The organism is Bosea sp. (in: a-proteobacteria) (genome assembly GCF_023953965.1).
Lineage (GTDB): Bacteria > Pseudomonadota > Alphaproteobacteria > Rhizobiales > Beijerinckiaceae > Allobosea.
In genome coordinates, this window is record NZ_JAMLIX010000002.1 from 586,929 (window position 1) to 609,745 (window position 22,817).

Annotated in this window: 23 protein-coding genes, 2 pseudogenes and 1 riboswitch; of the genes and pseudogenes, 14 read left to right on the top strand and 11 right to left on the bottom strand. The window is 65.6% G+C overall.

What is annotated here, in order from left to right:
* The first annotated feature begins 181 nt into the window (after positions 1–181).
* The 6 genes from rplM to crcB all read left to right on the top strand — a co-directional run bounded on the left by rplM (position 182) and on the right by crcB (position 4,327).
* Positions 182–646 (top strand): 50S ribosomal protein L13, encoded by a 465-nt coding sequence (gene rplM, locus M9917_RS17915; RefSeq protein ID WP_297255957.1) that lies wholly within the window; start codon positions 182–184, stop codon positions 644–646.
* A 2-nt stretch (positions 647–648) separates the two neighbouring features.
* Complete coding sequence (gene rpsI, locus M9917_RS17920) at positions 649–1,128, top strand: 30S ribosomal protein S9 (protein ID WP_297255959.1); 480 nt, start codon at positions 649–651, stop codon at positions 1,126–1,128.
* 99 nt (positions 1,129–1,227) lie between these two features.
* Positions 1,228–1,506, top strand: a complete 279-nt coding sequence (locus M9917_RS17925) for a hypothetical protein (protein WP_297255961.1) — start codon at positions 1,228–1,230, stop codon at positions 1,504–1,506.
* 15 nt (positions 1,507–1,521) lie between these two features.
* Positions 1,522–2,478, top strand: a complete 957-nt coding sequence (speB, locus tag M9917_RS17930) for an agmatinase (RefSeq protein WP_297255962.1) — start codon at positions 1,522–1,524, stop codon at positions 2,476–2,478.
* Positions 2,479–2,768: 290 nt separating this feature from the next.
* Positions 2,769–3,704, top strand: a complete 936-nt coding sequence (argC, locus tag M9917_RS17935) for an N-acetyl-gamma-glutamyl-phosphate reductase (RefSeq protein ID WP_297255964.1) — start codon at positions 2,769–2,771, stop codon at positions 3,702–3,704.
* Positions 3,705–3,751: 47 nt separating this feature from the next.
* Positions 3,752–3,814, top strand: a riboswitch (Fluoride riboswitch).
* Between the two features lie 81 nt (positions 3,815–3,895).
* Positions 3,896–4,327, top strand: coding sequence for a fluoride efflux transporter CrcB (crcB, locus tag M9917_RS17940; protein ID WP_297255967.1), 432 nt, complete (start codon positions 3,896–3,898; stop codon positions 4,325–4,327).
* A 23-nt stretch (positions 4,328–4,350) separates the two neighbouring features.
* On the opposite strand, the gene M9917_RS17945 is transcribed toward crcB, so the two are convergent.
* Positions 4,351–4,488, bottom strand: coding sequence for a hypothetical protein (locus M9917_RS17945; protein WP_297255969.1), 138 nt, complete (start codon positions 4,486–4,488; stop codon positions 4,351–4,353).
* 134 nt (positions 4,489–4,622) lie between these two features.
* On the opposite strand from M9917_RS17945, the gene M9917_RS17950 reads away from it, so the two are divergent.
* The 3 genes from M9917_RS17950 (at position 4,623) to M9917_RS17960 (ending at position 9,186) form a co-directional block, all read left to right on the top strand.
* Positions 4,623–5,921 carry an RsmB/NOP family class I SAM-dependent RNA methyltransferase gene (locus M9917_RS17950; RefSeq protein ID WP_297255971.1) on the top strand — a complete coding sequence of 433 codons (1,299 nt, stop codon included), beginning with the start codon at positions 4,623–4,625 and terminating at the stop codon, positions 5,919–5,921.
* 106 nt (positions 5,922–6,027) lie between these two features.
* Positions 6,028–7,611: a glutamine-hydrolyzing GMP synthase gene (guaA, locus tag M9917_RS17955; protein WP_297255973.1), complete on the top strand. Its 1,584-nt coding sequence runs from the start codon at positions 6,028–6,030 to the stop codon at positions 7,609–7,611.
* A 315-nt stretch (positions 7,612–7,926) separates the two neighbouring features.
* Complete coding sequence (locus M9917_RS17960; protein ID WP_297255974.1) at positions 7,927–9,186, top strand: tyrosine-type recombinase/integrase; 1,260 nt, start codon at positions 7,927–7,929, stop codon at positions 9,184–9,186.
* On the opposite strand, the gene M9917_RS21805 is transcribed toward M9917_RS17960, so the two are convergent.
* Entirely contained in the window at positions 9,176–9,583 is a 408-nt protein-coding gene (locus tag M9917_RS21805; RefSeq protein WP_465246388.1) for a helix-turn-helix transcriptional regulator, read from the bottom strand. The two genes, M9917_RS17960 and M9917_RS21805, sit on opposite strands and share 11 nt — an antisense overlap.
* A gap of 395 nt (positions 9,584–9,978) precedes the next feature.
* Between M9917_RS21805 and M9917_RS17970 the strand changes: the two are divergent.
* Positions 9,979–12,051 (top strand): annotated as a pseudogene (locus tag M9917_RS17970) (ParB/RepB/Spo0J family partition protein); the annotation flags it as partial.
* A gap of 809 nt (positions 12,052–12,860) precedes the next feature.
* On the opposite strand, the gene M9917_RS17975 reads toward M9917_RS17970, so the two are convergent.
* A complete protein-coding gene (locus M9917_RS17975; protein WP_297255976.1) occupies positions 12,861–13,076 on the bottom strand; it encodes a helix-turn-helix domain-containing protein in 216 nt (71 codons plus the stop codon).
* Between the two features lie 223 nt (positions 13,077–13,299).
* On the opposite strand from M9917_RS17975, the gene M9917_RS17980 reads away from it, so the two are divergent.
* From M9917_RS17980 to M9917_RS17990, 4 genes and pseudogenes are all read left to right on the top strand, one after another.
* Positions 13,300–13,566 (top strand): DNA -binding domain-containing protein, encoded by a 267-nt coding sequence (locus tag M9917_RS17980; RefSeq protein WP_297255978.1) that lies wholly within the window; start codon positions 13,300–13,302, stop codon positions 13,564–13,566.
* 143 nt (positions 13,567–13,709) lie between these two features.
* A complete protein-coding gene (locus tag M9917_RS21775) occupies positions 13,710–14,033 on the top strand; it encodes a transcriptional regulator domain-containing protein (protein ID WP_367273928.1) in 324 nt (107 codons plus the stop codon).
* Positions 13,939–14,526, top strand: coding sequence for a DUF2285 domain-containing protein (locus tag M9917_RS17985; RefSeq protein ID WP_297255980.1), 588 nt, complete (start codon positions 13,939–13,941; stop codon positions 14,524–14,526). The genes M9917_RS21775 and M9917_RS17985 overlap by 95 nt, the downstream gene beginning before the upstream one ends.
* A 163-nt stretch (positions 14,527–14,689) precedes the next feature.
* Positions 14,690–15,061 (top strand): annotated as a pseudogene (locus M9917_RS17990) (glycerophosphodiester phosphodiesterase family protein); the annotation flags it as partial.
* Between the two features lie 124 nt (positions 15,062–15,185).
* Here M9917_RS17990 and istB read toward each other — a convergent pair.
* The 8 genes from istB to M9917_RS18030 all read right to left on the bottom strand — a co-directional run bounded on the left by istB (position 15,186) and on the right by M9917_RS18030 (position 22,790).
* A complete protein-coding gene (gene istB, locus M9917_RS17995; RefSeq protein WP_465246306.1) occupies positions 15,186–16,049 on the bottom strand; it encodes an IS21-like element helper ATPase IstB in 864 nt (287 codons plus the stop codon).
* Positions 16,046–17,545 (bottom strand): IS21 family transposase, encoded by a 1,500-nt coding sequence (gene istA / locus M9917_RS18000; RefSeq protein ID WP_297250232.1) that lies wholly within the window; start codon positions 17,543–17,545, stop codon positions 16,046–16,048. The genes istB and istA overlap by 4 nt, the downstream gene beginning before the upstream one ends.
* A 174-nt stretch (positions 17,546–17,719) precedes the next feature.
* Complete coding sequence (locus M9917_RS18005; RefSeq protein WP_297255982.1) at positions 17,720–18,160, bottom strand: SRPBCC family protein; 441 nt, start codon at positions 18,158–18,160, stop codon at positions 17,720–17,722.
* 20 nt (positions 18,161–18,180) lie between these two features.
* On the bottom strand, positions 18,181–18,885 hold the full coding sequence (locus M9917_RS18010; protein WP_297257115.1) for an ABC transporter ATP-binding protein: 705 nt from the start codon (positions 18,883–18,885) through the stop codon (positions 18,181–18,183).
* A complete protein-coding gene (locus M9917_RS18015; RefSeq protein WP_297255984.1) occupies positions 18,878–19,633 on the bottom strand; it encodes an ABC transporter ATP-binding protein in 756 nt (251 codons plus the stop codon). The genes M9917_RS18010 and M9917_RS18015 overlap by 8 nt, the downstream gene beginning before the upstream one ends.
* Positions 19,630–20,628 (bottom strand): branched-chain amino acid ABC transporter permease, encoded by a 999-nt coding sequence (locus tag M9917_RS18020; protein WP_465246389.1) that lies wholly within the window; start codon positions 20,626–20,628, stop codon positions 19,630–19,632. The genes M9917_RS18015 and M9917_RS18020 overlap by 4 nt, the downstream gene beginning before the upstream one ends.
* A 10-nt stretch (positions 20,629–20,638) precedes the next feature.
* On the bottom strand, positions 20,639–21,511 hold the full coding sequence (locus tag M9917_RS18025; protein ID WP_297255985.1) for a branched-chain amino acid ABC transporter permease: 873 nt from the start codon (positions 21,509–21,511) through the stop codon (positions 20,639–20,641).
* A 34-nt stretch (positions 21,512–21,545) separates the two neighbouring features.
* The gene (locus tag M9917_RS18030) at positions 21,546–22,790 is read right to left on the bottom strand and encodes an ABC transporter substrate-binding protein (RefSeq protein WP_297255987.1); all 1,245 of its coding nucleotides are present in this window, start codon (positions 22,788–22,790) and stop codon (positions 21,546–21,548) included.
* Between the last annotated feature and the right edge of the window lie 27 nt (positions 22,791–22,817).

Here is a 22,817-nt window from a genome sequence, read left to right on the forward strand (position 1 = left end):
AAGCAATGATACGGTATCCTGATACCGTTTTTATCAGCTGCTTGAAAAATCGACATTTTCTGTCTTCTCAGGTCGATCGCGATGCTTGACAGCGTGCCCGGCGCCGCCTATTGCGACGCCACACCGCCGCCGGGGCTCTCCGGCGGCTTGTCCTTTTTTACATGAACCGAAGGGTGCCGCGATGAAGACCACCGTCTCGCTCAAGCCCGCCGATGTCGAAAAGAAATGGGTCGTGATCGACGCCTCCGGGCTCGTCGTCGGCCGCCTCGCCTCCGTCGTGGCGATGCGTCTGCGCGGCAAGCACAAGGCCGCCTACACCCCCCATGTCGACTGCGGCGACAATGTCATCGTGATCAACGCCGAGAAGGTCTCCTTCACCGGCCGCAAGCGCGAGCAGAAGAACTACTACCACCACACCGGCTTCCCGGGCGGCATCAAGGAGCGTTCGGCCGAGTTCATCCTGGAAGGCCGCTTCCCCGAGCGCGTCGTCGAGAAGGCCGTCGAGCGCATGCTGCCGCGCGGCCCGCTCTTCCGCCAGATCCTCGGCAATTTGCGCGTCTACAAGGGCGCCGAGCATCCCCACGCCGCCCAGTCGCCGGAGACGCTCGACGTCGCCGCGCTCAACAGCAAGAACAAGAGGGTCTGACCATGGCCGAGGTTCTTCAGTCTCTCGAGCAACTCGGCCAGGTGGCGAAGCCCGCCGAGCCGCAGGCTCCCGTCCACGTCAGGAAGGTCGATGCGCAGGGCCGCGCCTATGCCACCGGCAAGCGCAAGAACGCCATCGCCCGCGTCTGGATCAAGCCCGGCGCCGGCAAGGTCACGGTCAACGGCCGCGACCAGGAGGTCTATTTCGCCCGTCCGGTGCTGCGTCTGGTTCTCCAGCAGCCGCTCCAGCTCGTCGACCGCATGACCCAGTACGACGTCGTCGTCTCGGTCAAGGGCGGCGGCCTCTCCGGCCAGGCCGGCGCGGTGCGCCACGGCATCTCCAAGGCGCTGACCCATTACGAGCCGGAACTGCGCGGCCCGCTCAAGAAGGAAGGTTTCCTGACCCGCGACTCGCGCGTCGTCGAGCGCAAGAAGTTCGGCAAGGCCAAGGCCCGCCGCAGCTTCCAGTTCTCGAAGCGCTGATCGTTTCCGGATTATCCGGTATGCGGAAGGGCGGCTCGCGAGGGCCGCCCTTTTTCGTAGCGGTTGCCGCCTCTCGGGCCTGTGCTGTAGCAAGGCCCGATGCGCGTCCTGCTCACCCTGATCGCCTTCGGCATGATCGCCGCCCCCGCCCTGCTGATGCTGGCGCGCGAGGAACTGCCGCGCGCAAGCCGCATCGGCCGGGCGCTCGTCGTCTTCCTGGCGCCTGCGGTGGCGCTCGGCCTGATCCACGGCGTGCCGGAGCTCGACGGCCGGGCGCTGAACAATCCGAACGCCTGGACGATGCTGCGCCTCGTCCTGACGGCGCTCGCCCTGATCCTGCCCTGGTGCCTTTATGTCTGGTTCACAGCGCGCCGCTGACTTGTCCGAAAGCCCATGACCGAAATCACCGGCAAGCCCCCGATCGACCATGCCTTCACCGGCGACCGGCGTGGCGGCGCCGCCGATCCGACCTATGCCGGCGCGCTCTCCTTCATGCGCCGCCGCTATGGCAAGGATGTCGCGGGCTGCGACCTCGCGATCTGGGGCGTGCCCTTCGACCTTGCCGTGACCAACCGGCCGGGCGCCCGCTTCGGCCCGCAGGCGATCCGCCGCGCCAGCGCGATCTTCGACGGCGATCCGCAATACCCCTCCGGCCTCGATCCCTTCGCCCGGCTCCAGGCGGTGGATTACGGCGACTGCGCCCTGCCGCGCGGTGATCTCCGGGGCTCAGCGAAAGCGATCGAGATTGAAGCTGCCGGCATTCTCGCCACGGGCGCGCATCTCGTCACGCTCGGCGGCGACCATTTCGTCACCCTGCCGCTGCTGCGTGCCCATGTCGCCCGTCACGGCAAGCTGGCGCTGATCCAGTTCGACGCGCATCAGGACACCTGGGACGATGGTCCCGGCGGCATCGGCCATGGCTCGTTCGTGCTGGAGGCGGTGCGCGAGGGGCTGATCGACGTCGAGCGCTCGATCCAGATCGGCATCCGCACCGTCGCGCCGCGCGACTGCGGCATCGCCGTCCTCGACGCTTATGCGGCCCATGAGCTCGGCGTGGCGGGAACGGCGCGGCGCATCCGCGAGCGGGTCAGGGAGGGCGCAGCTTACCTCACCTTCGACATCGACGCGCTCGATCCCGCCTTCGCGCCCGGCACCGGCACGCCGGTTTCGGGCGGCTTCACCACGATCGAGGTGCTGCGCATCCTCCGGGCGCTCGGCGATCTCGACATCCGCGGCATGGACGTGGTCGAGGTCTGCCCGCCCTACGACCATGCCGACGTCACCGCGATAGCGGCCGCGACCATCGTGCAGCACCACATCCAGGCGCTGGCGCTGAGGAAGGCCGGTTAAATCGGTTTGCGAAGGCGTTGAATCGGCCTGTCAGGACAGGCGGCGAAGTGATTCCAGGGATTCGGCTTTCCACGATGGCGGCTGAGGAGTCCAAAGGCGTGATTGACACCCCGCCCGCGCGCGAACATATACGAGCCATGATGACGAGCTTCATCCGACGTCGCTTGATCCAGGCCGCTCCGGCGCGCCCGCGATGACGCTCGGCTGAAGCCCGAACGCCCGCGACCGCGCCGGAAAGCGCGGTTTTTTTATGCCTGAAGCAACGGCCTGCCCAGCCACCGGGGGTCCCGATGAACCAGAACCTGAAAACCATCTTCATCGACGGCGAAGCCGGCACCACCGGTCTCGGCATCCGCGACAGGCTCGCCGCCGTGCCCGAGATCGAGGTCAGGAGCATCGATCCCGACAAGCGCAAGGACCCCGGCGCGCGTAAAGCGTTGATGGCTGAGGTCGATCTCGTCGTGCTCTGCCTGCCGGACGAGGCGGCGAAGGAATCGGTCGCGCTCGCCGATATGCTCGGCGCCGGCGCGCCCAAGATCGTCGATGCCGCGACCGCCCATCGCGTCGCGCCGGGCTGGGTCTACGGCTTCGCCGAGCTCGAGCCCGGCCATGCCGGCAAGATCGCAGGCGCCGCGCGCGTCGCCAATCCCGGCTGCTATCCGACCGGCGCCATCGCGCTCCTGCGTCCGCTCGTCGATGCCGGGCTGATGGCGCAGGACCATCCGGTCACGGTCAACGCGGTCTCCGGCTATTCGGGCGGCGGCAAGGCGATGATCGCGGATTTCGAGAGCGGCGTCGCGCCCGCCTTCGAGCTTTACGGGCTGGGCCTGCGCCACAAGCACCTGCCCGAGCTGCAGGCCTATGCGAGGCTGACCCGGCGGCCGATCTTCGTGCCCTCGGTCGGCAATTTCCGGCAGGGCATGCTGGTCTGCGTGCCGCTGCATCTCGACACGCTGCCGGGGCGGCCGGGCATCGCCGATCTCCACCATGCGCTAGCTGAGCGCTATGCCGGCTCGACCTGTGTTTCCGTGCTCTCGCAGGACGGCAAGGGCGGCAAGATCGAGCCCGAGGCGCTGAACGACACCAACAAGCTGGAGCTCACCGTGTTCGGCCAGGACGATCTCGGCCAGGCGGTGCTGGTCGCCCGGCTCGACAATCTCGGCAAGGGGGCGTCGGGCGCGGCGGTGCAGAACATCCGCCTGATGCTCGGCCTGCCCGAGGGCTGAAGCCACGGCTCTGCCGGTTGCGCCTCGCCGCGCGGCATCCTATCTTCAGGAGCGATGGGGATGGAGTTCCCCCGAAACCGCCCGTGAGGGCTGATGACTCCTACCGCGACGAAACAGCGGTAGGAGTGTGCCCGACACCCGCCGCCAGGGCGGGTTTTTCATGCCTCGCCCGCCATTTGGAGCAAGCGAGCATGTCCTTCTCGACCTGTCTGGTGATCATGGCCGGTGGTGCGCTCGGCACGCTGGCGCGCTACCTTATCTCGCTGCTGGCGCTGCCGATCAGCGGCGACCTGCCCTGGGGCACGATCATCATCAACGTCACCGGCTCCTTCGTCATCGGCTTCTTCGGCACGCTGACCCTGGCCCATGGCCGCTACCCGATGCCGGAGACGATGCGCCTCTTCGTGATGATCGGGCTGTGCGGCGGCTACACCACCTTCTCCTCCTTCAGCCTCCAGACGCTCGACCTGATGCGCAGCGGCGCGATGGCGCGCGCGCTCGTCAACATTGTCGCCTCGGTCGTGCTCTGCGTCGGGGCGGTCGCGCTCGGCCACGCGCTAGCCGCGGGCCTCAATGGCGGGGCCCGGCAGATCGCCCAGGTCGCGATCGAGGAGGAGGGCTGACGGGCCGGGCGGCCCGCCGCGTCTCAGCGACGGTTCTCGAGGCTCGTCTTGGCGTCGAGGTGCTTGGCGGCCGGCGGGGTGTAGTCCGGCTGCTGGGTGGCGCAGGCGCCGAGGCCCAGCGTGACGAGGCTCAGGATGACGATGCGGCTCACGCTTTTCATGTGTGGATGTCCCCAGGGCCGCGACATGCGGTTGCATCGTGTTTCCGCTTGTGGAACGACCGCGTCAAGAGCGTGGCGCCGGGGGCTGCATGTCCCACAGTCATGTTTGAACCGCTCGAAGGATGTTCGGCGCCATGACCCCAGCCGCCCGGATCAGCGCCGCCATCGAGGTGCTCCAGGACATCGCCGAGCGCCGCCGGCCGGCCACTGACGCCCTCAAGGACTGGGGCCTGTCGCGCCGCTTCGCCGGCTCGAAGGACCGCGCCGCGATAGCCTCGCTGGTCTATGACGCGCTCCGGCGCAAGGGCTCCTCGGGCTATGCGATGGCCTCGGAGGCGCCGCGTGCGCTGGTGCTGGGCATGCTGGCGGGTTTGCGCGGCCTTGGCGTGGCGGAGATCGCGGCGCTCTGTTCGGGCGAGAACCACGCGCCCGCCCCCCTGAGCGACGACGAGACGGCGCTTCTCACCGTCTTCTCGACCGAGGGTGCGCCCGACTGGGCGAGGGCCGATGTGCCGGAATGGCTCTGGCCCTCCTTCCGCGCCGGCCTCGGCGAGCTCGCCGTCGCGGAGGGGCAGGCGCTGGCGGCGCGCGCGCCGGTCGACCTGCGCGTCAACCGCCTCAAGGCTGACCGGAACGCCGTCCTGAAGGAACTCGCCCATCTGCGGCCGGAGGCCGGCGCCTGGTCGCCCGACGCGGTGCGCTTCCAGCCCGGTCCTGACGGCCGCGGCCCCTCGCTGCAGGCCGAGCCCGGCTTCTTCGCCGGCGCCTTCGAGATCCAGGACGAGGGCTCGCAGCTCGTGACGCTGCTCGCCGGCGCGCGGCCGGGCCAGAGCGTGATCGATCTCTGCGCCGGGGCCGGCGGCAAGACGCTGGCGCTCGCCGCGCTGATGGCCGATCGCGGCCGCATCTCAGCCACCGATCTCGACAGCCGCCGCCTCGCGCCGCTGCATGACCGGCTGGCGCGCTCTGGCGCGAGCATCGTCGAGATCCGCATCCCGCGCTCGCGCGGCCACGAGCCCTTCGCCGATATCGCGGGCGAGGCCGATCTCGTCCTGGTCGATGCCCCCTGCACCGGCTCAGGCACCTGGCGGCGCAACCCGGATGCGAAATGGCGGGTGCGCCCCGGCGCGCTGGCCGAACGCGTCAAGGAGCAGGCGCAGGTGCTGGCGCGCGCCGCGAAGCTGGTGAAGCCCGGCGGGCGCATCGCCTACATCACCTGCTCGGTCCTGCCGGAGGAGAATGACGATGGCGTCCGCGCCTTCCTCGGGCGCCATCCGGGCTTTACGTCCGTGGCGCCGATCGACGTGCTCAAGGGGGCGGAAAGCGACTTCTCCCTGCTCGCCCGCTTCGCCACGAGCTTCGGCATCCAGCTCACGCCGCGCCGTACGGGTACGGACGGATTCTATCTGGCCTGCCTCCGGCGCGGTGATTGAGGCCGCAGCCGGCGTTGCGCCCGCCCGCGCGATCCATCTTTGCGGCACATCGGATTGCTCCGAAAAACGGGTTCCACTTTTCGGCCCGATGCTCTAACGGGACGCGATGACGAGCGCCCGGCCCCATCACGACTCCATCCTGATCATCGATTTCGGCTCGCAGGTGACGCAGCTCATCGCGCGGCGCATCCGCGAGATCGGCGTCTATTGCGAGATCGCTCCGTTCCAGAAGGCGGCCGAGGCGTTTGCGCGGCTGAAGCCCAGGGGCGTGATCTTCTCCGGCGGCCCGGCCTCGGTGCCTGACGAAGGCAGCCCGCGCGCGCCCGAGGCGGTCTTCACCGCGGCCATTCCGCTGATGGGCATCTGCTACGGCCAGCAGACCATGGCGCATCAGCTCGGCGGCAGGGTCGAGGGCGGGCACGCCGCCGAGTTCGGCCGCGCCGATATCGAAATCGTCGCCCCCTCGGCGCTCTTCGCCGGCATCTGGGAGGAGGGCGCCCGCTACCCGGTCTGGATGAGCCATGGCGATCGGGTCACCGCGCTGCCGCAGGGCTTCTCGGTCAAGGCGACCTCGGAGAACGCGCCCTTCGCGGTGGCGAGCGACGAGGCGCGGCGCTTCTACACCACCATGTTCCATCCCGAGGTGGTCCACACTCCCGATGGCGGCAAGCTCCTGCGCAATTTCGTGGTCGAGATCTGCGGCTGCAAGCCGGACTGGAGCATGGCGGCCTATCGCGCCGAGATGCAGAAGAAGATCCGCGAGCAGGTCGGCGGTGGCCGCGTCATCTGCGGACTCTCGGGCGGCGTCGACTCGGCGGTGGCGGCGGTCTTGATCCACGAGGCGATCGGCGACCAGCTCACCTGCGTCTTCGTCGACCACGGCCTGATGCGCCTGGGCGAAGCCGAAGAGGTCGTGACCCTGTTCCGGGACCACTACAACATCCCGCTCGTCCATGTCGAAGCCGAAGCGCTTTTCCTGTCGGAACTGGCCAAATGCGGCGCAGACCCGGAAGCCAAGCGCAAGACCATCGGCCGGCTCTTCATCGAGGTCTTCGATGCGCAAGCCGCCAAGCTCGCAAGTGATGGCAAAGGACCGGCCGATTTCCTGGCGCAGGGCACGCTCTATCCGGACGTGATCGAGAGCGTCTCGTTCAGCGGCGGGCCTTCGGTGACGATCAAGAGCCACCACAATGTCGGTGGCCTGCCCGAGCGCATGAAGATGAAGCTCGTCGAGCCTTTGCGCGAATTGTTCAAGGACGAGGTGCGCGTCCTCGGCCGCGAGCTCGGCCTGCCCGAGGCTTTCGTCGGCCGCCACCCCTTTCCGGGGCCTGGCCTCGCCATCCGCTGCCCCGGCGAGATCACCAGGGAGAAGCTCGACATCCTGCGCAAGGCGGATGCGATCTATCTCGACGAGATCCGCAAGGCGGGCCTCTACGACGTGATCTGGCAGGCCTTCGCCGTGCTGCTGCCGGTGCGTACGGTTGGCGTCATGGGCGACCACCGCACCTATGATCATGTCTGCGCGCTGAGGGCGGTGACCTCGGTCGACGGCATGACGGCGGATTTCTATCCCTTCGACATGGCTTTCCTCGGCCGTGCGGCGACGCGGATCATCAACGAGGTCAAGGGCATCAACCGCGTCGTCTACGACGTGACGTCGAAGCCGCCCGGCACGATCGAGTGGGAATGATTCAGGTCTGTTTTGGTCTATTGAACCCTGCGCTTGGCTACGATCTAATATACTGAAATAACAGGATATTTCTGCGACGATCGTTTGAGACGTATTGATTGCTACCATCTCGTTGTGACGGTCTTTCTGACGGTCTCAGAAATTTGCAGGTAGACCCTCAACAGAAAGACCGTCAGCCCTGCCAAGCGCAGCGATCCTCCAAAATCGCGATATGTTATTGATATATCGTGGATTTTTATTTCTCTTGACGGTCTTTTTTATGACGGACAAAATGACGGTCAATTTCAAGTTCGCCTAGCCTTTGCGAGGCCCACAATGCTGACCGACACCGAGCTTAAAGGTCTGAAACCAAAGGATAAAAAATACAAGGTCGCAGACCGTGACGGTATGTACGTTCTCGTCATCCCGTCCGGCGCGAAAACCTTCCGAATGGACTACCGGCTGAATGGCCGACGCGAAACGCTCACCATCGGGCGCTACGGACCCGGCGGCTTATCGCTCGCCGAGGCGCGCGATCGCTGTCTCGCTGCCAAGAAAGATGTTGCCGAGGGGCGCTCTCCCGCCCAGGAGAAGCAGCGCGCTAAGCGGCGCGTCGCGCTCGGTGAGACGTTCGGCGACGTTGGTCGGCGCTGGATCAAGTCGGCACCGATGGCCGACAGCACCCGCGCTATGCGCAAGACGATTTTTGACCGCGACATACTTCCTGTTTGGAAAAATCGCCTGCTTTCGGAGATCACCCCCGATGATCTACGAGCCCAGTGCGTCAAGGTGAAGGATCGTGGAGCGCCCGCAACCGCAATTCACGTTCGCGACATCGTCAAACAGATTTATGCCTTTGCGATATTGAACGGCGAGAAAATCCCAAATCCGGCGGAGGACGTCGGCCCTGCTTCCATCGCAACCTTCGCACCGAAAGACAGGTCCCTCACGCCAAGCGAAATACGGATCATGCTCGACCAACTGAGGCACGTTCCGACGTTGCCCACCATTCGGCTTGGTCTTCGCCTCATCCTCCTGACAATGGTGCGCAAGAGCGAATTGCTCGACGCTGTTTGGAGCGAAGTCGACTTTGAGAACGCGGTATGGAGCATCCCCAAGGAGCGCATGAAGCGCCGCAAACCGCACAACGTCTATTTGTCTCGGCAGTCGCTCGACATCATGATCGCGCTCAAGACGTGCGCCGGAAATTCCCACTATCTTCTGCCGTCTCGATACGACGCTGATGCTCCAATGTCGCGCGCGACGTTCAACCGGATCACGACGGCGGTTGCAGAGCGCGCGAAGAAGCTCGGATTGGCCCTGGAGCCGTTCACTGTGCATGATTTGCGCCGAACCGGGTCGACGTTGCTGAACGAGATTGGCTTCAATAGCGACTGGATCGAGAAGTGTTTGGCGCATGAGGATGGACGCAGCTCGCGCGGCGTCTACAACAAGGCGGAGTACGAACACCAACGCCGTCACATGCTGCAAGAGTGGGCTGATATGGTGGACGCCTGGGAGCAAGATCGAAATCACTCGCCGGTCCTATATCCGCCTGCAATGCGGTTCCCGGCGGGAATGACGACTACTGCCTGACTGGGCGCGCCTTTCGCTGGCGAACGTCGGGCAGGGGCGCCCGCTGAATAAGCGACGCCTCTGAAGCGCGTCGTCGCTGATGAATCCATTCTTCAACTTCTGTCAGATCCCATACGACGCATCGCGCCGTGAGATAAAAACGGCGGGGAAACTCGCCGCGCTGCTCAAGGTCGTAGATAGTCGAATCCGACAAGGGCACGATCTGCCGCAGTTCGGCGCGTCGGATCGCCTTCTTTGTGGCGAACATCATCGTGCGACGTGGGGTATCCGTATCTTTGCTCATGAAAGGATACAAACAGATAGCCACGTCTGCGAAAAGACAGCGATCCGCTCGTGAGCGAACTCTGGCGTAGCAACGCGTAGCAGATCGAAAAAATACTGAAACGCTGGAAAACATTTCGGAGATGGCGAATTGTCGTCCCCGTCCTTAGGCGGGAGCGACAGCATCCGTCTTGTGTCGGCATCGAACCGCCACCATTGGCTGCACTTAGAGACGAGAGCTTCGCTCGCTTTGTCGTGATCGGCTGCGGCTGACGCCTTGCCGATCGTAGCCGGGGAGAGATGGTCTCGGCCATCTCTCCCCCGCGACTACCGCCTGCGCAATGGCAGGGCCGCGCACGCGCAAGGCGGCGCACCGTTGTCATTCTTCCGATCCGTCCAATCCACCTCGCTTGTTGCGCAGCCCGGCCACGCTCGCCGATAGCCGCCCCCCTCTCTGCCGAGCGCTCACGCGCCCCCGGGAGGCATGGCGGGGGCCATGCCTCCGGCATGAACAGAGAAAGGATTGGAATAATGGCTAGGACATCGAAGAAGACGAAGGCCGCCACGGTTGCGGCAGTCGAGGAAGCGGCGAGCGTTGGAGAAGTGGGCACCGTTGCGGCAATTGCGACCGGCCCGGAAACGTCAGCGGTCGCGGCAAGCGGCGAGACGGTTTTCATTCCGCTCAACAAGCTCAAGAAGCATCCGAAGAATGCGCGAAAGACCCCGCATAGCGAGGCGTCGATCGAGGGGAAGGCGGCAAGCATCGCCGCGAAGGGCATCCTGCAAAACCTTGTGGTGGAGCCGGAGCTTGACGCCGAAGGCCAGCCGACCGGCTTCTATCTCGTGGCCGTTGGCGAAGGCCGCAGGCTGGCGCAGTTGCTCCGCGTGAAGCGCAAGCAGATCAAGAAGACCGAACCGATCCGCTGCCTCATCGACACGATGAACGACGCGGCCGAAATCAGCCTTGACGAGAACGTGACGCGCGAGAACCTTCATCCCGCCGACGAGTATGAGCGCTTCCGCGAGCTTGCCGAAGATCGCGGATGGGGAGCCGAGGAAATCGCGGCCCGCTTCGGCGTTACCGCGCATGTGGTGAAGCAGCGGCTTCGGCTTGGCGCTGTCAGCCCCAGGCTGATGCAGGTCTATCGTGACGGCGGTTTGACGCTGGACCAGTTGATGGCTTTCGCGATCACCGAGGACCATGCACGGCAGGAGCAGGTTTTTGCGAACCTGTCCTATAACCGCGATCCCGCGCAAATCCGGCGCGATCTGACCAAGGCGAACGTCCCGGCGACGGATCGGCGCGCGATCTTCATCGGCGCAGAAGCCTACACGGAGGCAGGCGGCAATATCATCCGCGATCTATTCACCGAGGATCGCGGCGGGTTCTATGAAGATGCCGCATTGCTCGACCGGCTTGTCATGGAGAAGCTGGAAGGCATTGCGTTCCGCGTCCGGGGAGACGAGGGGTGGAAGTGGTGGGAAGCGCATATCGACTTCCCCCATGCGCACGGCATGCGCCGTGTCTATCCGCATCCGGTGGAGTTGTCCGCCGAGGATGCAGCCGTCTACGCCGCCGCACAGGAGGAATATGACCGCCTGTCGTCGGAGTATGAGGGTGCGGACGAGCTTCCCGACGATGTGGATCAGCGCTTCGGGGAGCTTGAAGCCGAGATCGAGCACATCGACGCCAAGCGCCACGCCTACGACCTCGACGACATCACGCGCAGCGGCGTGTTTGTTGTGCTGGACCATGACGGCGGCGCACGCATCGAGCGTGGGTTTGTCCGCCCCAAGGACGAGAAGCCGGAAGCGGAGGAAGCCAGCGATGGCGAAACCGTCATCGACGGCGTGCGCGTCAATGCCGACGGCGAGGTTGTCGAGGACGGCGACCATGTTGCCGAGCCAGACGCAGAGGACGAGGACACGGAGGAAGACGGCAAGCCACTGTCGGACATCCTTGTTCGCGACCTGACCGCACACCACACCCTTGGCCTGCGGCTCGCTCTTGGCGAGCAGCCGGACATGGCGTTGATCGCTGTCACCCATGCGCTCGCCGCGCAGACCTTCTATCGCGGCGTCGATGCTCATTGCCTTGAAATCCGTCCTATCAGCGCCAGCCTTGGCGGGCATGCGGACGGCATCGAGGACACGGCGGCGGCGAAGGCGCTGGCGGATCGTCACGCCGGATGGGCTGCTGACATGCCGCGTGACGTGGCGCACCTGTGGGGCTTCATCGCCGGGCTGGACCATGCGAGCGTCATGGCGCTGTTCGCGCATTGCGCCTCGCAGACCGTCAACGCGGTGAAACTGCCGTGGGAGCGCAAGCCGCGCGTTCTTGAGACGGCGGACAAGCTGGCGAGCGCGCTCACGCTCGACATGACCGCGCACTGGACGCCCACGGTGCGGACCTATCTTGGCCGCGTCACCAAGGCGCTCATTCTCGACGCCGTGCGGGAGGCCGTCAGCGACGAGGCGGCGGATCGTCTCGCCGCCATGAAGAAGCAGCCGATGGCGGAAGCCGCCGAGCAGCTTCTTGCCGGGACCGGATGGCTGCCGCCGCTGATGCGCACCACGCCGGTTGCGGAAACGGAGAGCCGCCCTGTCGAGGACAGGGACGTTTTTCTTTTCCTTGTCGACGATACGCACCCCATCGAAGCGGGACGCCTGCCGAACGGAGAGCCGGATTTATATTTCCGGGGCTTCTATTGCTGGAATAGCGAAGTGGGATCGAAGACGCTTGGCATCGCGTCATTCTATCTGCGCGCGGTCTGTATGAACCGCAATCTTTGGGGCGTGGAAGGCTTCGAGGAAATCAGCATCCGGCACAGCAAGTTTGCCGCGCAGCGTTTCGCCCATGAAGCAGCGCCCGCGTTGACGAGCTTCGCCCATTCCTCGCCCGCGCCATTCGTCGCCGGCATCAGGGCGGCGCGGGAGCGCATCGTTGCCCGCACCGATGACGACCGCGAAACCTTCCTGCGCAAGCGCGGATTCAGCAAGGCCGAAACCGGCAAGATCATCGAGACCGTGTTGCAGGAGGAAGGCCGTCCGCCGGAAAGCATCTTCGACTTTGTGCAGGGCATGACCGCGCACGCCCGCACCAAGGCGCATCAGGACACGCGCCTTGAACTGGAGGGGAAGGCAAAGACCTTGCTGGAGAAGGCCGCATAAACATCAAGGCCGCGCCGTCATCATCGACGGCGCGGCCCTCACAGGGCCGTCTAATCGCGGTTACTAATGGGCGAAGACTAGCAATTTTCCGCCGATCCGTGAAGTTGGATCGGCGGCGCGGCCGCGCCAGGTCGGCACGGCCGCCGCTCGCCGGGCTGCGCCCGGCTCGCGATCCACACACGAATATTCCAATGATCCGATTGGAAATCACGCGCTTGCACGGGATCTCGGCGTGGCGATCGTCAGCGCTTCTGCGCCCGGATCAGATCGCAGGGATCGACGCCCAGCGCCTCGGCGACCTTGCCGAGGACGCTCACGCTTGCCGACACCGCGCCGCGCTCGATCGAGCCGACGTAGCGCATGCTCAAGCCCGAGCGCTCGGCCAACTCCTCTTGCGTCAGTTTCTTGTCATAGCGCAGCCGACGCATGTTGATCGCCATGACCTCCTTAAGGTCCATGACGCATCGGAGCCAGAATCGGAACGATCGTTCTAGGAATGATCGTTCCTATTCGGTATGGTCGGAGGCCGACTCTTACCTCCGATTCGGTCCGCCAAGCGACCCGCTATCGCCGCGGCCGCATAACGTCATTCCGCTTTCGGCGAGGGAATGCTGTCGCAAATCTATTGCGGGCCAGGCCGATAACCTATTTGTCAAAGTGGGGAACGGGTTGGGGAACACCATGACGAATAAGTCCGCCTTCAAGGACAGTCCGCCGCTGACCGATCAGGTGAATGCCTACGACGAAGCGCATCTCGCCACCTACCTCCGGCTGCTCGACGCGGCGGAGGAAGGCGCCGACTGGCGCGAGGTGGTCGAGATCGTGTTCGGCCTCGATGCTGATGCCGATCCGGAGCGCGCGAAGCATATGCACGACACTCACTTGGCGCGTGCGCGCTGGATGACCGAGCAAGGTTATCGGCACCTTCTCCAGCCACGGATGCAGTGAGCCCCGCACTAATTCTCTAACGGCTATGCAACTTATGATGGCTCGCCCAGCGAACCTTTCGCATTCCGATTATCTACATTGCAGCCCATCCCCGCGCCCCGATACTCGAATCATTCTTAAAAACCGGGCCGGGAGGAAATAACATGGAGCCCTTGCAGGACTGGCGATCCCCGCAATTCGAGCATGAATTGAGCCACCTCGACCGCGGTCGCGTGAGTTTCGAGTTTCTCCGCCGCAACAGCCAATACCGGCAGGACTACGCAACCGCGCTGACGGAGATCGCCGCCGGCGGCACGACGAGGACGGAAGCCATCACCCGACTCTCGCGCCGCTGGGGGTTGGCGTTTCCCGGCCGACCCTTCTGCATCGGCCGTGACGGCGCATCCTGTGTGGCAGGCGCAATGCTTCCCTGCCACGCTGATTGTCACTGCTGCCCCGGACGGCTTCGCGGCTACTTCGCTGCCTGATCCGCGCGCGCTGCCCATCCTCGGCGAACTGACGGGAGATGGATTGCACGCTGTCGCCGCCGACGCCGAGGGCGACCACCAACTCTGGTTCGACACCGGCGCGGAGCCGGTCCTTGCGGCGATCGTCCTTCCGATCGATCCGCATTTCTGGTGGCGTCATCGCAATGCCGGTCGCCTGGTGCGGCGGCTGGAGGGAAGGCACGCCGGCCGCTGGCCGCAAGAGCAACGCCTGTCCCGATTCCAGCTCCATCGCGCCGCGTTGATGCTGCGCGCATGGGATGGCGTCGAGTCCGGAGCATCACGCCGCATCGTCGCCGGCACCCTTCTCAACAGGAACGTCGAAGCGCTGCGCGCGATCGACTGGAAGAATGCGCCTGAGCGACGCCAGCTCGCGCGCATCCTGAAAGCCTGCCGCGACACGATCGACGGCGGCTATTTGCGATGGCTCGTCAGTGCTGAGCGAAGTGCAAAGAGTGTCGACCCCGGCGTTTGAAGCGCCGGGGTCCACTGGAATATCCGGTGCGGATGATGAATCCGGCCAGATCACAGCTTTGTCGTGGAAGCCGTTATTCGGAAGCTCGGCCCCACTTCAGCCATCTGCGGAAGGCAAGCCCGTTGCAGATTGGCTTGAGCCCTAATTGTGAGAGGAATGCTGCTTGCGAAAAGTTTGGCGCTATCTGGTCCTCGCGTTGATCGCGCTTGCTGCCTTCATCTTTCTCAACAACACAAACCTATTTGCACCTGCCTTGACCGGGGAGCCGATCCTTCTTGCCCATCGCGGCATTGCGCAACGCTTTGATCCGGTCGGCGTCACCAATGATACCTGCACGGCGTCCCGCATGTTGCCACCGACGCACGACTATTTGGAGAACACGATCGCTTCTGTGCAGGCGAGCTTTAAGGCCGGCTCCGACATTGTGGAAATCGACATCCATCCGACGACGGATGGACAGTTCGCGGTTTTTCACGATTGGACTCTCGACTGCCGCACCAATGGTCTGGGCGTCACGCGCGACCACTCTATGGCCGTGTCAACGGCGGTCGGATTCCAGGCCAGCGTGGCGGAGTAAAAGCAGGCCACTGGCGTTGAGGGTGGCGGATATGGCAGGGGCCCCGATCGGGGCCCCTGCCATATCGCGCTGTCGGGATTGATCAGGGGATGATCTCGCCGGTTTCTGGATCGGCTTCGTTGGCGGTGGTCTGTTTTTGCCCCGCCGCGGCGGAGGCGCGCCGGCGGCCGGCCGATTGTTTGAGGCGGTAGCTGTCGCCGTTCATGGCGAGGATGCTGACGTGGTGGGTCAGGCGATCGAGCAGCGCGCCGGTGAGGCGCTCCGATCCCAGGACGGACGTCCAGTCCTCGAAGGGCAGGTTCGAGGTGACGATGGTTGAGCCGCGCTCGTAGCGTTGCGAGAAGATCTCGAACAGGAGCTCGGCGCCGGTCGGCGACAGCGGCACATAGCCGAGCTCGTCGACGATCAGCAGCTTGACCGCCTGCAACTCGCGCTGGAGCCTGAGCAGGCGCTTCTCGTCGCGGGCTTCGAGGAGCTGGTTGACCAGCGAAGCCGCCGTCGTGAAGGCGACGGAGAAGCCCTTCTGGCAAGCGGCCAGCCCGAGCGCGAGGGCGACATGGGTCTTGCCGGTGCCGCTGTTGCCGAGCGCGATGATGTTCTCCCGGCGCAGGATGTAGCCGCAGCGCGCCAGCTCCAGCACGAGCATCTTGTTCAGGCTCGGGATCGCCGTGAAGTCGAAGGTGTCGAAGCTCTTCACCGCTGGGAAGCGCGCCGCCCGGATCCGCCGCTCGACCGTGCGCCGCTCCCGGTCGATCAGTTCGAGCTCGACCAACCGTAGCAGGTAGCGGGGATGATCGACGCCGTCGCGGGAGCATTCCCGTGCCACCTTGTCGTACTCGCGCAGGACGGTTGGCAGCTTCAGTTGCTTGAGGTGGTGCGCCAGCAGGACCTGCGGCGTTCCAGCGGTCGTGCCCGCCGGCATCGTCTCTTTCCCCGAGCCCGTCATGCCGCGGCTCCCGGCAGGAGCACGGCGTAATCGGCCGCCGAGGTCGTCTTCACCGTAGTCCTCGGCAGATACGGATAGGCCGCCAGATCCAGACGGGCCGGGCGCCGTTCCAGCCGCGCCAGCGCGATCAGCTTCACCGCATCGAAGCCGATCGCGCCCAGCCGGATCGCCTCGCCGACGGCGAAGCTCACGACCTCGCGCGGCAAGGCCTCCAGCAGCCGCAGCACCTGGATGAACTCGCGCTTGCCGCGATTGCCCATGCGCGCTTCCAGGAGATGGCGCAGGTGCTGGAAGGCCTCGGGCAGGTCCCAGCCCTGCAAGGCCGCGGCCTGGTCGAGGGCGTTCGGCTTCTCCTCGATTAGCGCCAGATAGTGCAGCGGATCGGAGACGAACACGCCCGTCCCGTAATTGCGGGGATGGCGGGCAATCTCCTCGCCCCGGCACAGGATCACGACCTCCTCGACGAAGCCCTTCACCACCACGTCCTGGAAGCCATAGGCCGTCGGGACCGAGTAGTCGTTCGACCGATATCGGACCAGCGCCGTCGACGAGACCCGCGCACCACGCTTCTCGCACGGCTCCAGCGGCACTGCCGGCAAAGGGCGCAAGACCCCGAGATCGGCAACAAGCCGCTCTCCGATCGTCTGGGCATGCCGGCCGGCCCGCTCGTCCTGTCGCCGGCGGCAGCGCTCGGCCAACATCGCGTTCAGTTCGGCGAAGCTCGCCGCCAAAGGGATCGGCGTCATGAAGTTCGAGCGGGCATACTTCACCAGCCCCTCGACCTTGCCCTTGTCATTGCCCTTGCCCGGGCGCCCGAACCGATCCCGGAACAGATAGTGGCTCACCAGCTCCGTGAAGGCCCGCGTCCGCTCGCGCCGGCCATCGCCGCAGATCTTCGCCACCGCAATGCGGGTGTTGTCATAGAGGATCGACAGCGGCACACCGCCGAAGAAGCCAAAAGCCGAGACGTGACCGTCCAGGAACGCTTCCGTCGTCTCGCGCGGATACGCCTTCACGAAGCAGGCATCCGACTGTGGCAGGTCCAGGCAGAAGAAGTGGATCTTCTGCCGCACGCCGCCGATCACCGCCAGCGCCTCGCCAAAATCCACCTGGGCGTGACCGGGCGGATGGGCCAGCGGAACGAAGGTCTCGCGGCCCCGCGCCCGGCAGAGCCGCACATGGTCCTTCACCACCGTGTAGCCGCCGGCAAAGCCGTGCTCGTCCCGCAGCCGCTCGAAGATCCGCTTCGCCGTATGGCGCTGCTTCACCGGAGACGCCCGGTCTCCGTCCAGGATCGCCTCAATCACCGGCAGCAGCGGACCGAGCTTCGGCTTCTCGACCGGCTTCGTGCGCGTGTAGCCCGGAGGGATCGAGAACCGGCACATCTTGGCGATCGTTTCGCGGCTCAGCCCGAACACGCGAGCCGCTTCCCGTCGGCTCTGCTTCTGATTGAAAACGAAATCGCGAACCGCCGCGTAGACCTCCACAGCGAACATCCCCGCCGACCCCGAAAGGGATCAGCCTATCCAGTGGACGACTTTTACGCCGCCCGCGCCCGCACAAACGCAGGCGCTTCACTGGATGGTTTTCTCACCGCCCTGCACAGGGTTCGCAGTTCTATCGTGAAGGGCGCGCAGCAAGGCTACGCTCTGGATGGTTTCAAGCACCGCTTATTTCGTTAGCCGTGCCGTGAAGACGGTGAAGAACTGATCGGCGAGCTTGCGCGAGGTTGCCTGAACCAGGCGCGTGCCGAGCGCGGCGAGCTTGCCGCCGATCTCGGCCTTGGCATCGTAGCTGAGCACCGTCCCGCCGTCGTCCTCGACCAGCGTGACCTGCGAGCCTCCCTTGGCGAAGCCGGCAATGCCGCCATTGCCCTGGCCGACGATGCGGCAGCCATTCGGCGCGTCGATGTCCTGCAGCTCGACCGTGCCGGCGAAGGTCGCCGAGACGGGGCCGACCTTGAGCTGCACCTTGGCGGCGAAGCTGGTGGGCGAGGTCTGCTCCAGCTCCTTGCAGCCCGGAATGCAGGCCTTCAGCGTCTCGACGTCGAACAAGGCCGCCCAGACCTTCTCGCGCGGTGCCGTGATGCGATGTTCGCCGGTGATATCCATGATTGCCTCCGGAGCGCGCGTCAGACGGCGCAGTAGCGTTCTTGAACGGCCTTGTCGGCCAGCAGCGCGGCCGCCGTACTGCGATGGACGACCTCGCCCTGGTCGACGATCACGGCACGGTCGGCGAGCTTCAGCGCCCATTCGACGTTCTGCTCGACCAGCAGCAGCGTGACGCCCTGATCGCGCAGGCGCCGGAACAGCACGCCCATCTCCTCGACAAGCACGGGCATGATGCCCTCCGAGGGCTCGTCGAGCAGGATCATCTTCGGCTTGGCGATCATCGCCCGCGCGATGGCCAGCATCTGCTGCTCGCCGCCGGACATGGTGACGCCCTGCTGGTCGAGACGTTCCTTGAGGCGCGGAAAACTCTCGGCGATCTCGTCGATGGCCCGGCGCTCATCGATGGAACCGTCGGTCGCGACGAGGCCGAGCTGGAGGTTCTCCCGGACGGTGAGGCCGGGCACGATCCGCCGCTCCTCGGGCACATAGGCAAGGCCGAGCCGGAAGCGCGCATGGGCCGGCCGCGGCAGCAACTCGGCTCCGGCGAAGCGCACCGAGCCTGCGGTGCGCGGCATCAGGCCCATCACCGAGCGAATCGTCGAGGTCTTGCCGGCACCGTTGCGGCCGACGAGGGCGACGATCTCGCCCGGCTCGACCGCCAGAGAGATGCCGTGCAGGACATGGCTCGCGCCGTACCAGGCGTTCAGGTCCTCGACCTCAAGCATAGCCATGGTTCTGCCCCAGATAGACGCGGCGGACCTCGGGGTCCGTCTGGATGTGCTGCGGGCTGCCATCGGCGATCAGGCGGCCGTGATGCAGCACGAGGATGCGGTCGGAAAGGCCGAGGATCATCTTCATCTTGTGCTCGACAAGCAGGATCGTGCGCCCGGCCGCGAGCCGCTCCAGCAGAGCCACCATGTCCTTGGTCTCCTCCGGCCCCATGCCGGCGGTCGGCTCGTCGAGCAGCAGGAGCTCGGGATCGGCGACCAGCGCGATCGCGATCTCCAGTGCGCGCTGCTCGCCATGGGCGAGGAACTTCGCCGTCGCGCCGCGCCGCGACATCAGCCCGACGGCGGCGAGCGCGGTATCGGCCCTGTCGTCGAGCTCGGTCATCGCGGCCCGGTTCCGCCAGATGTCGTAGCGCGAGCGGAAAGCCTGGGCCGCCACGCGCACGTTCTCGTGGACGGAGAGCTCCGGGAAGATGTTGGTTATCTGGTAGGAGCGTGCAATTCCCAGATGCGCGAAACGGTGCTGCGGCATCCCGGTGATGTCGCGGCCCTTGAAGCGGATCGAGCCGCCTGAAGGCGCCAGCACGCCGGAGAGCACGTTGAAGAAGGTGCTCTTGCCGGCCCCGTTCGGCCCGATGATCGCCGTGACCTTGTTCGGCTCGAAGGAAGCGGTGACGCCCTCCAGCGCGACGAAGCCGCCGAAGCGCCGGCCGATATTCTCGACCGCGAGCAGGGGGGCGCTCATCGGCCGGCCCTCCAGGCGAGCGCCGTGCCCCAGATGCCCCTGGGCAGGAACAGCACGAACAGGATGAAGACGCTGCCGACGACGATCTGCCAGTGCGAGGTCCAGAGCGAGACGACGTCCTCCATCAGCAGGAAGGCGAGCGCGCCGACGAAGGGGCCGAAGAAGCTGCCGGCTCCGCCCAGCAGGGTCATCATCACGATCATGCCGGAGGTGTGGTAGTGCAGGATGTCGAGCGGCACGATCGCCAGATGCAGGGCCGAGAGCGTCCCGGCCAGCGCGCAGATCAACCCGGACAGGGTGAAGGCGATCAGCTTGCTGCGCTCGACGTCGTAGCCGCAGGCGCGCGCCCGGGTCTCGTTCTCGCGGATCGCCTCGATCACCGCCCCGAAGGGCGAGTTCAGGATGCGGGAAACCAGCCACAGGGCCGCCGCCGCGAAGACCATGAGCACGTAATACTTCTTCAGCGGGTCGAGGAAGTCGACCGTCCAGCCGAAGAGGTCGATCCTGGCGACGGTGAAGCCGCGCAGCCCGTTCTCGCCGCCGGTCAATGAGTAGGCCTGCAGCGCGACATAGTAGACGAGTTGCGACAGGGCGAGCGTCACCATCGAGAAATAGATGCCGCGCGTCCGGATCGAGAGCAGGCCGATGACGAAGGCGAGCGCGCTGCCGGCGAGGACACCGAGCGCGACGGCCACGTACCAGGGCAGTCCGAACTTGCCGATCGCGATCCCCGTGACATAGGCGCCGGCCCCGAAGAAGGCGGCATGGCCGAAGGAAAGCAGCCCGGTGTAGCCGAACAGCAGATTGTAGCCGACCGCGACGAGCCCGTAGATCAGCACGTTGACGGCGAGCGCCTGGGAGGGCAGCACCCAGGGCAGCAGGCACAGGGTCAGGATCGAGAGGGGAACGCGCCAGGCCGTCAGCCTTGCGCGCCAGCCCCTGTGGCCGTCCGGCCCGGCCATGACGGCGGCGACGGAGGAGTCGGAAGCGGTCATCGTCGTCTCCTCAGCCGCGCACCGGCTTGCCGAACAGGCCATGCGGCCTCACCAGCAGCACGAGCGCCATCAGCGCGAACATCACGATCGTCGCCATTTCCGGGGCGAACAGGGCCGTCATGCTGATCGCCACGCCGACGAGCAGCCCCGCGACCACGGCGCCGACGAGAGAGCCCATGCCGCCGATGACCGTGACGACGAAGGCCTCCGCCAGCACGAGCGAGCCCATCTCCGGATTGACGTTGCGCATCGGCGCGGCGAGCACGCCGCCCAGCGCGGTCAACCCGATGCCGAGCCCGAAGACCAGGAGCCACACCTTCGAGATGTCGACGCCGAGCACGCGCATGATCTGTGGATCCTTGGCGCCCGCGCGCACGATCAGCCCGAACTTCGTCTTCTCCAGCCCGAGCCAGAGCAGCACGAGGATGACGGCGACGACCGCGACGACGAAGAGCCGGTAGATCGGGAAGAAGCCGATGCCGAGATCGGCGACCCCGGCCAGTTCCGGCGGGGTCTGGAACGGGATCCCGTCGCTGCCGAAGACGATCCGGACGGCCTCGACCAGCACATAGCCGAGCCCGAAGGTCAGCAGCAGCGGGTCGTCGATCGAGCGTTTGTAGAGCGGGCGGATCAGGAAGCGCTCGATCAGCATCCCGAAGGCGCCGATGGCGATGGGGGCGATCAGCAGCCCCCACCAGAAGCTGCCGGTCAGCGACGCGACCCAGAGCCCGGCATAGGCCCCGATCATGAACAGCGCGCCATGGGCGAAGTTCACCACGCCCAGCATGCCGAAGATGATCGACAGGCCGAGCGCGACCATGATCAGGATCGCCCCGAGCGCGACGCCCGAGAAGAGCTGCATCGCGATGAGTTCGGCGTCCATCACAGACCCTCCATGACGCGTGTGTCGGCGATGCTCAGGCCGGGAAGCCGAGTTCCGAGCAACTGCGCAGAATGGTTTCCGAGGCGGGCTCCGTGGCGAGAACCTTGAAGAGGTCGGCCTCGTTCTTCATCTCGGCCTTCTTCTTCGACTCGAGCACCAGCACCGACTGCACCGACTGATGGTCGCATTTGCGATAGTGCTGCGGGCCCTTGGCGATGTCGTATTTCAGCGCCTCGAGCGCCGCGATCACCTTGTCGGTGTCGGTGCCGCCCGCCTTCTCCATGGCGAGCAGCAGCGAATAGACGCCGCTGAAGCCATAGGCGCCGTAATCGGTCGGGTAGGCGCCGCCATTGGCGGCCTTGAAGGCGTCGTTGAAGCTCTTCGCCGTCGGAATCGTATCCTCGAGGCCCCAATAGTAGTTGGCGCCGCCGATCACGCCCTCGAAGGCCTCGGGACCGATGGCGAGCCGCTGGTTGTGGAGCAGCACGGGCACCACGATCTTCGACTGGCGGTTCATGCCGAAATCGACCGCCTGCTTGACCGAGTTCGCCTGGTCGCGGCCGAAATTGCAGATGCAGAGGATGTCGGGGCGCATCGAGCGCAGCCGTGGCATGAAGGTCGAATAATCGGCCGCGCCGAAGGGGTGCAGGATCTCGCCGGCGCTGGTCGCGCCGATGGCCTGCTGCGCCCGCTTGAAGCCGCGCAGCATCTCGTGGCCGTAGGCGTAATCGGCGACGAGATAGGCGATCTTGGAGTCCTTCTTGAAGGTGTGCTTGGCCACCGCCGCCGTCGTCATGTGCGGGTTCAACGCCTCGTGGAAGGTGAAGCGGCTGAAATCCTTGATCTCGTTGATGGTGTCCGACTGGCTGATCGAGACGTAGATGACGCCGCGCGCCCGCGTGACCTCGTTGACCGCGAGCTGAACGGCGCTGGAGAGCGCACCGACGATGGCGTGGACCTTGTCCTTCTCGATCAGTTCCAGCGTGCGCGTCGCCGCCTCACCCGCGTTGAGCTTGTCGTCGCGCACGAGCAGCTCGACCTTGCGGCCTGCGATGCCGCCCTTGTCGTTGATCAGCTTGACCGCGAGCTCGGCGCTCTTGACCTGGTCCTTGGCCTCGGCGGCGAAGGGGCCGGTCAGCGGCGTCGGGAAGCCGATGCGGATGGTTTCCCCCTGCGCGCGCAGGATGCCCGGCATGGCGAGCGTCGCGCCGCCGGCGGCGAGGCCCGCGAGCGTGGCGCGGCGTGTGAATGAAGGCAGGCTTTTGCTCTTGTCTGTCATGATCGTCTCCTCCGAGGGGCTTTGTTC

Excerpts from the sequence above, each read along its gene's own strand:
- rplM (WP_297255957.1), top strand. The coding sequence starts at position 182 with ATGAAGACCACCGTCTCGCTCAAGCCCGCCGATGTCGAAAAGAAATGG.
- rpsI (WP_297255959.1), top strand. The coding sequence starts at position 649 with ATGGCCGAGGTTCTTCAGTCTCTCGAGCAACTCGGCCAGGTGGCGAAG.
- M9917_RS17925 (WP_297255961.1), top strand. The coding sequence starts at position 1,228 with ATGCGCGTCCTGCTCACCCTGATCGCCTTCGGCATGATCGCCGCCCCC.
- speB (WP_297255962.1), top strand. The coding sequence starts at position 1,522 with ATGACCGAAATCACCGGCAAGCCCCCGATCGACCATGCCTTCACCGGC.
- argC (WP_297255964.1), top strand. The coding sequence starts at position 2,769 with ATGAACCAGAACCTGAAAACCATCTTCATCGACGGCGAAGCCGGCACC.
- crcB (WP_297255967.1), top strand. The coding sequence starts at position 3,896 with ATGTCCTTCTCGACCTGTCTGGTGATCATGGCCGGTGGTGCGCTCGGC.
- M9917_RS17945 (WP_297255969.1), bottom strand. The coding sequence starts at position 4,488 with ATGAAAAGCGTGAGCCGCATCGTCATCCTGAGCCTCGTCACGCTGGGC.
- M9917_RS17950 (WP_297255971.1), top strand. The coding sequence starts at position 4,623 with ATGACCCCAGCCGCCCGGATCAGCGCCGCCATCGAGGTGCTCCAGGAC.
- guaA (WP_297255973.1), top strand. The coding sequence starts at position 6,028 with ATGACGAGCGCCCGGCCCCATCACGACTCCATCCTGATCATCGATTTC.
- M9917_RS17960 (WP_297255974.1), top strand. The coding sequence starts at position 7,927 with ATGCTGACCGACACCGAGCTTAAAGGTCTGAAACCAAAGGATAAAAAA.
- M9917_RS21805 (WP_465246388.1), bottom strand. The coding sequence starts at position 9,583 with ATGTTTTCCAGCGTTTCAGTATTTTTTCGATCTGCTACGCGTTGCTAC.
- M9917_RS17975 (WP_297255976.1), bottom strand. The coding sequence starts at position 13,076 with ATGGACCTTAAGGAGGTCATGGCGATCAACATGCGTCGGCTGCGCTAT.
- M9917_RS17980 (WP_297255978.1), top strand. The coding sequence starts at position 13,300 with ATGACGAATAAGTCCGCCTTCAAGGACAGTCCGCCGCTGACCGATCAG.
- M9917_RS21775 (WP_367273928.1), top strand. The coding sequence starts at position 13,710 with ATGGAGCCCTTGCAGGACTGGCGATCCCCGCAATTCGAGCATGAATTG.
- istB (WP_465246306.1), bottom strand. The coding sequence starts at position 16,049 with ATGACGGGCTCGGGGAAAGAGACGATGCCGGCGGGCACGACCGCTGGA.
- istA (WP_297250232.1), bottom strand. The coding sequence starts at position 17,545 with ATGTTCGCTGTGGAGGTCTACGCGGCGGTTCGCGATTTCGTTTTCAAT.
- M9917_RS18005 (WP_297255982.1), bottom strand. The coding sequence starts at position 18,160 with ATGGATATCACCGGCGAACATCGCATCACGGCACCGCGCGAGAAGGTC.
- M9917_RS18010 (WP_297257115.1), bottom strand. The coding sequence starts at position 18,885 with ATGCTTGAGGTCGAGGACCTGAACGCCTGGTACGGCGCGAGCCATGTC.
- M9917_RS18015 (WP_297255984.1), bottom strand. The coding sequence starts at position 19,633 with ATGAGCGCCCCCCTGCTCGCGGTCGAGAATATCGGCCGGCGCTTCGGC.
- M9917_RS18020 (WP_465246389.1), bottom strand. The coding sequence starts at position 20,628 with ATGACCGCTTCCGACTCCTCCGTCGCCGCCGTCATGGCCGGGCCGGAC.
- M9917_RS18025 (WP_297255985.1), bottom strand. The coding sequence starts at position 21,511 with ATGGACGCCGAACTCATCGCGATGCAGCTCTTCTCGGGCGTCGCGCTC.
- M9917_RS18030 (WP_297255987.1), bottom strand. The coding sequence starts at position 22,790 with ATGACAGACAAGAGCAAAAGCCTGCCTTCATTCACACGCCGCGCCACG.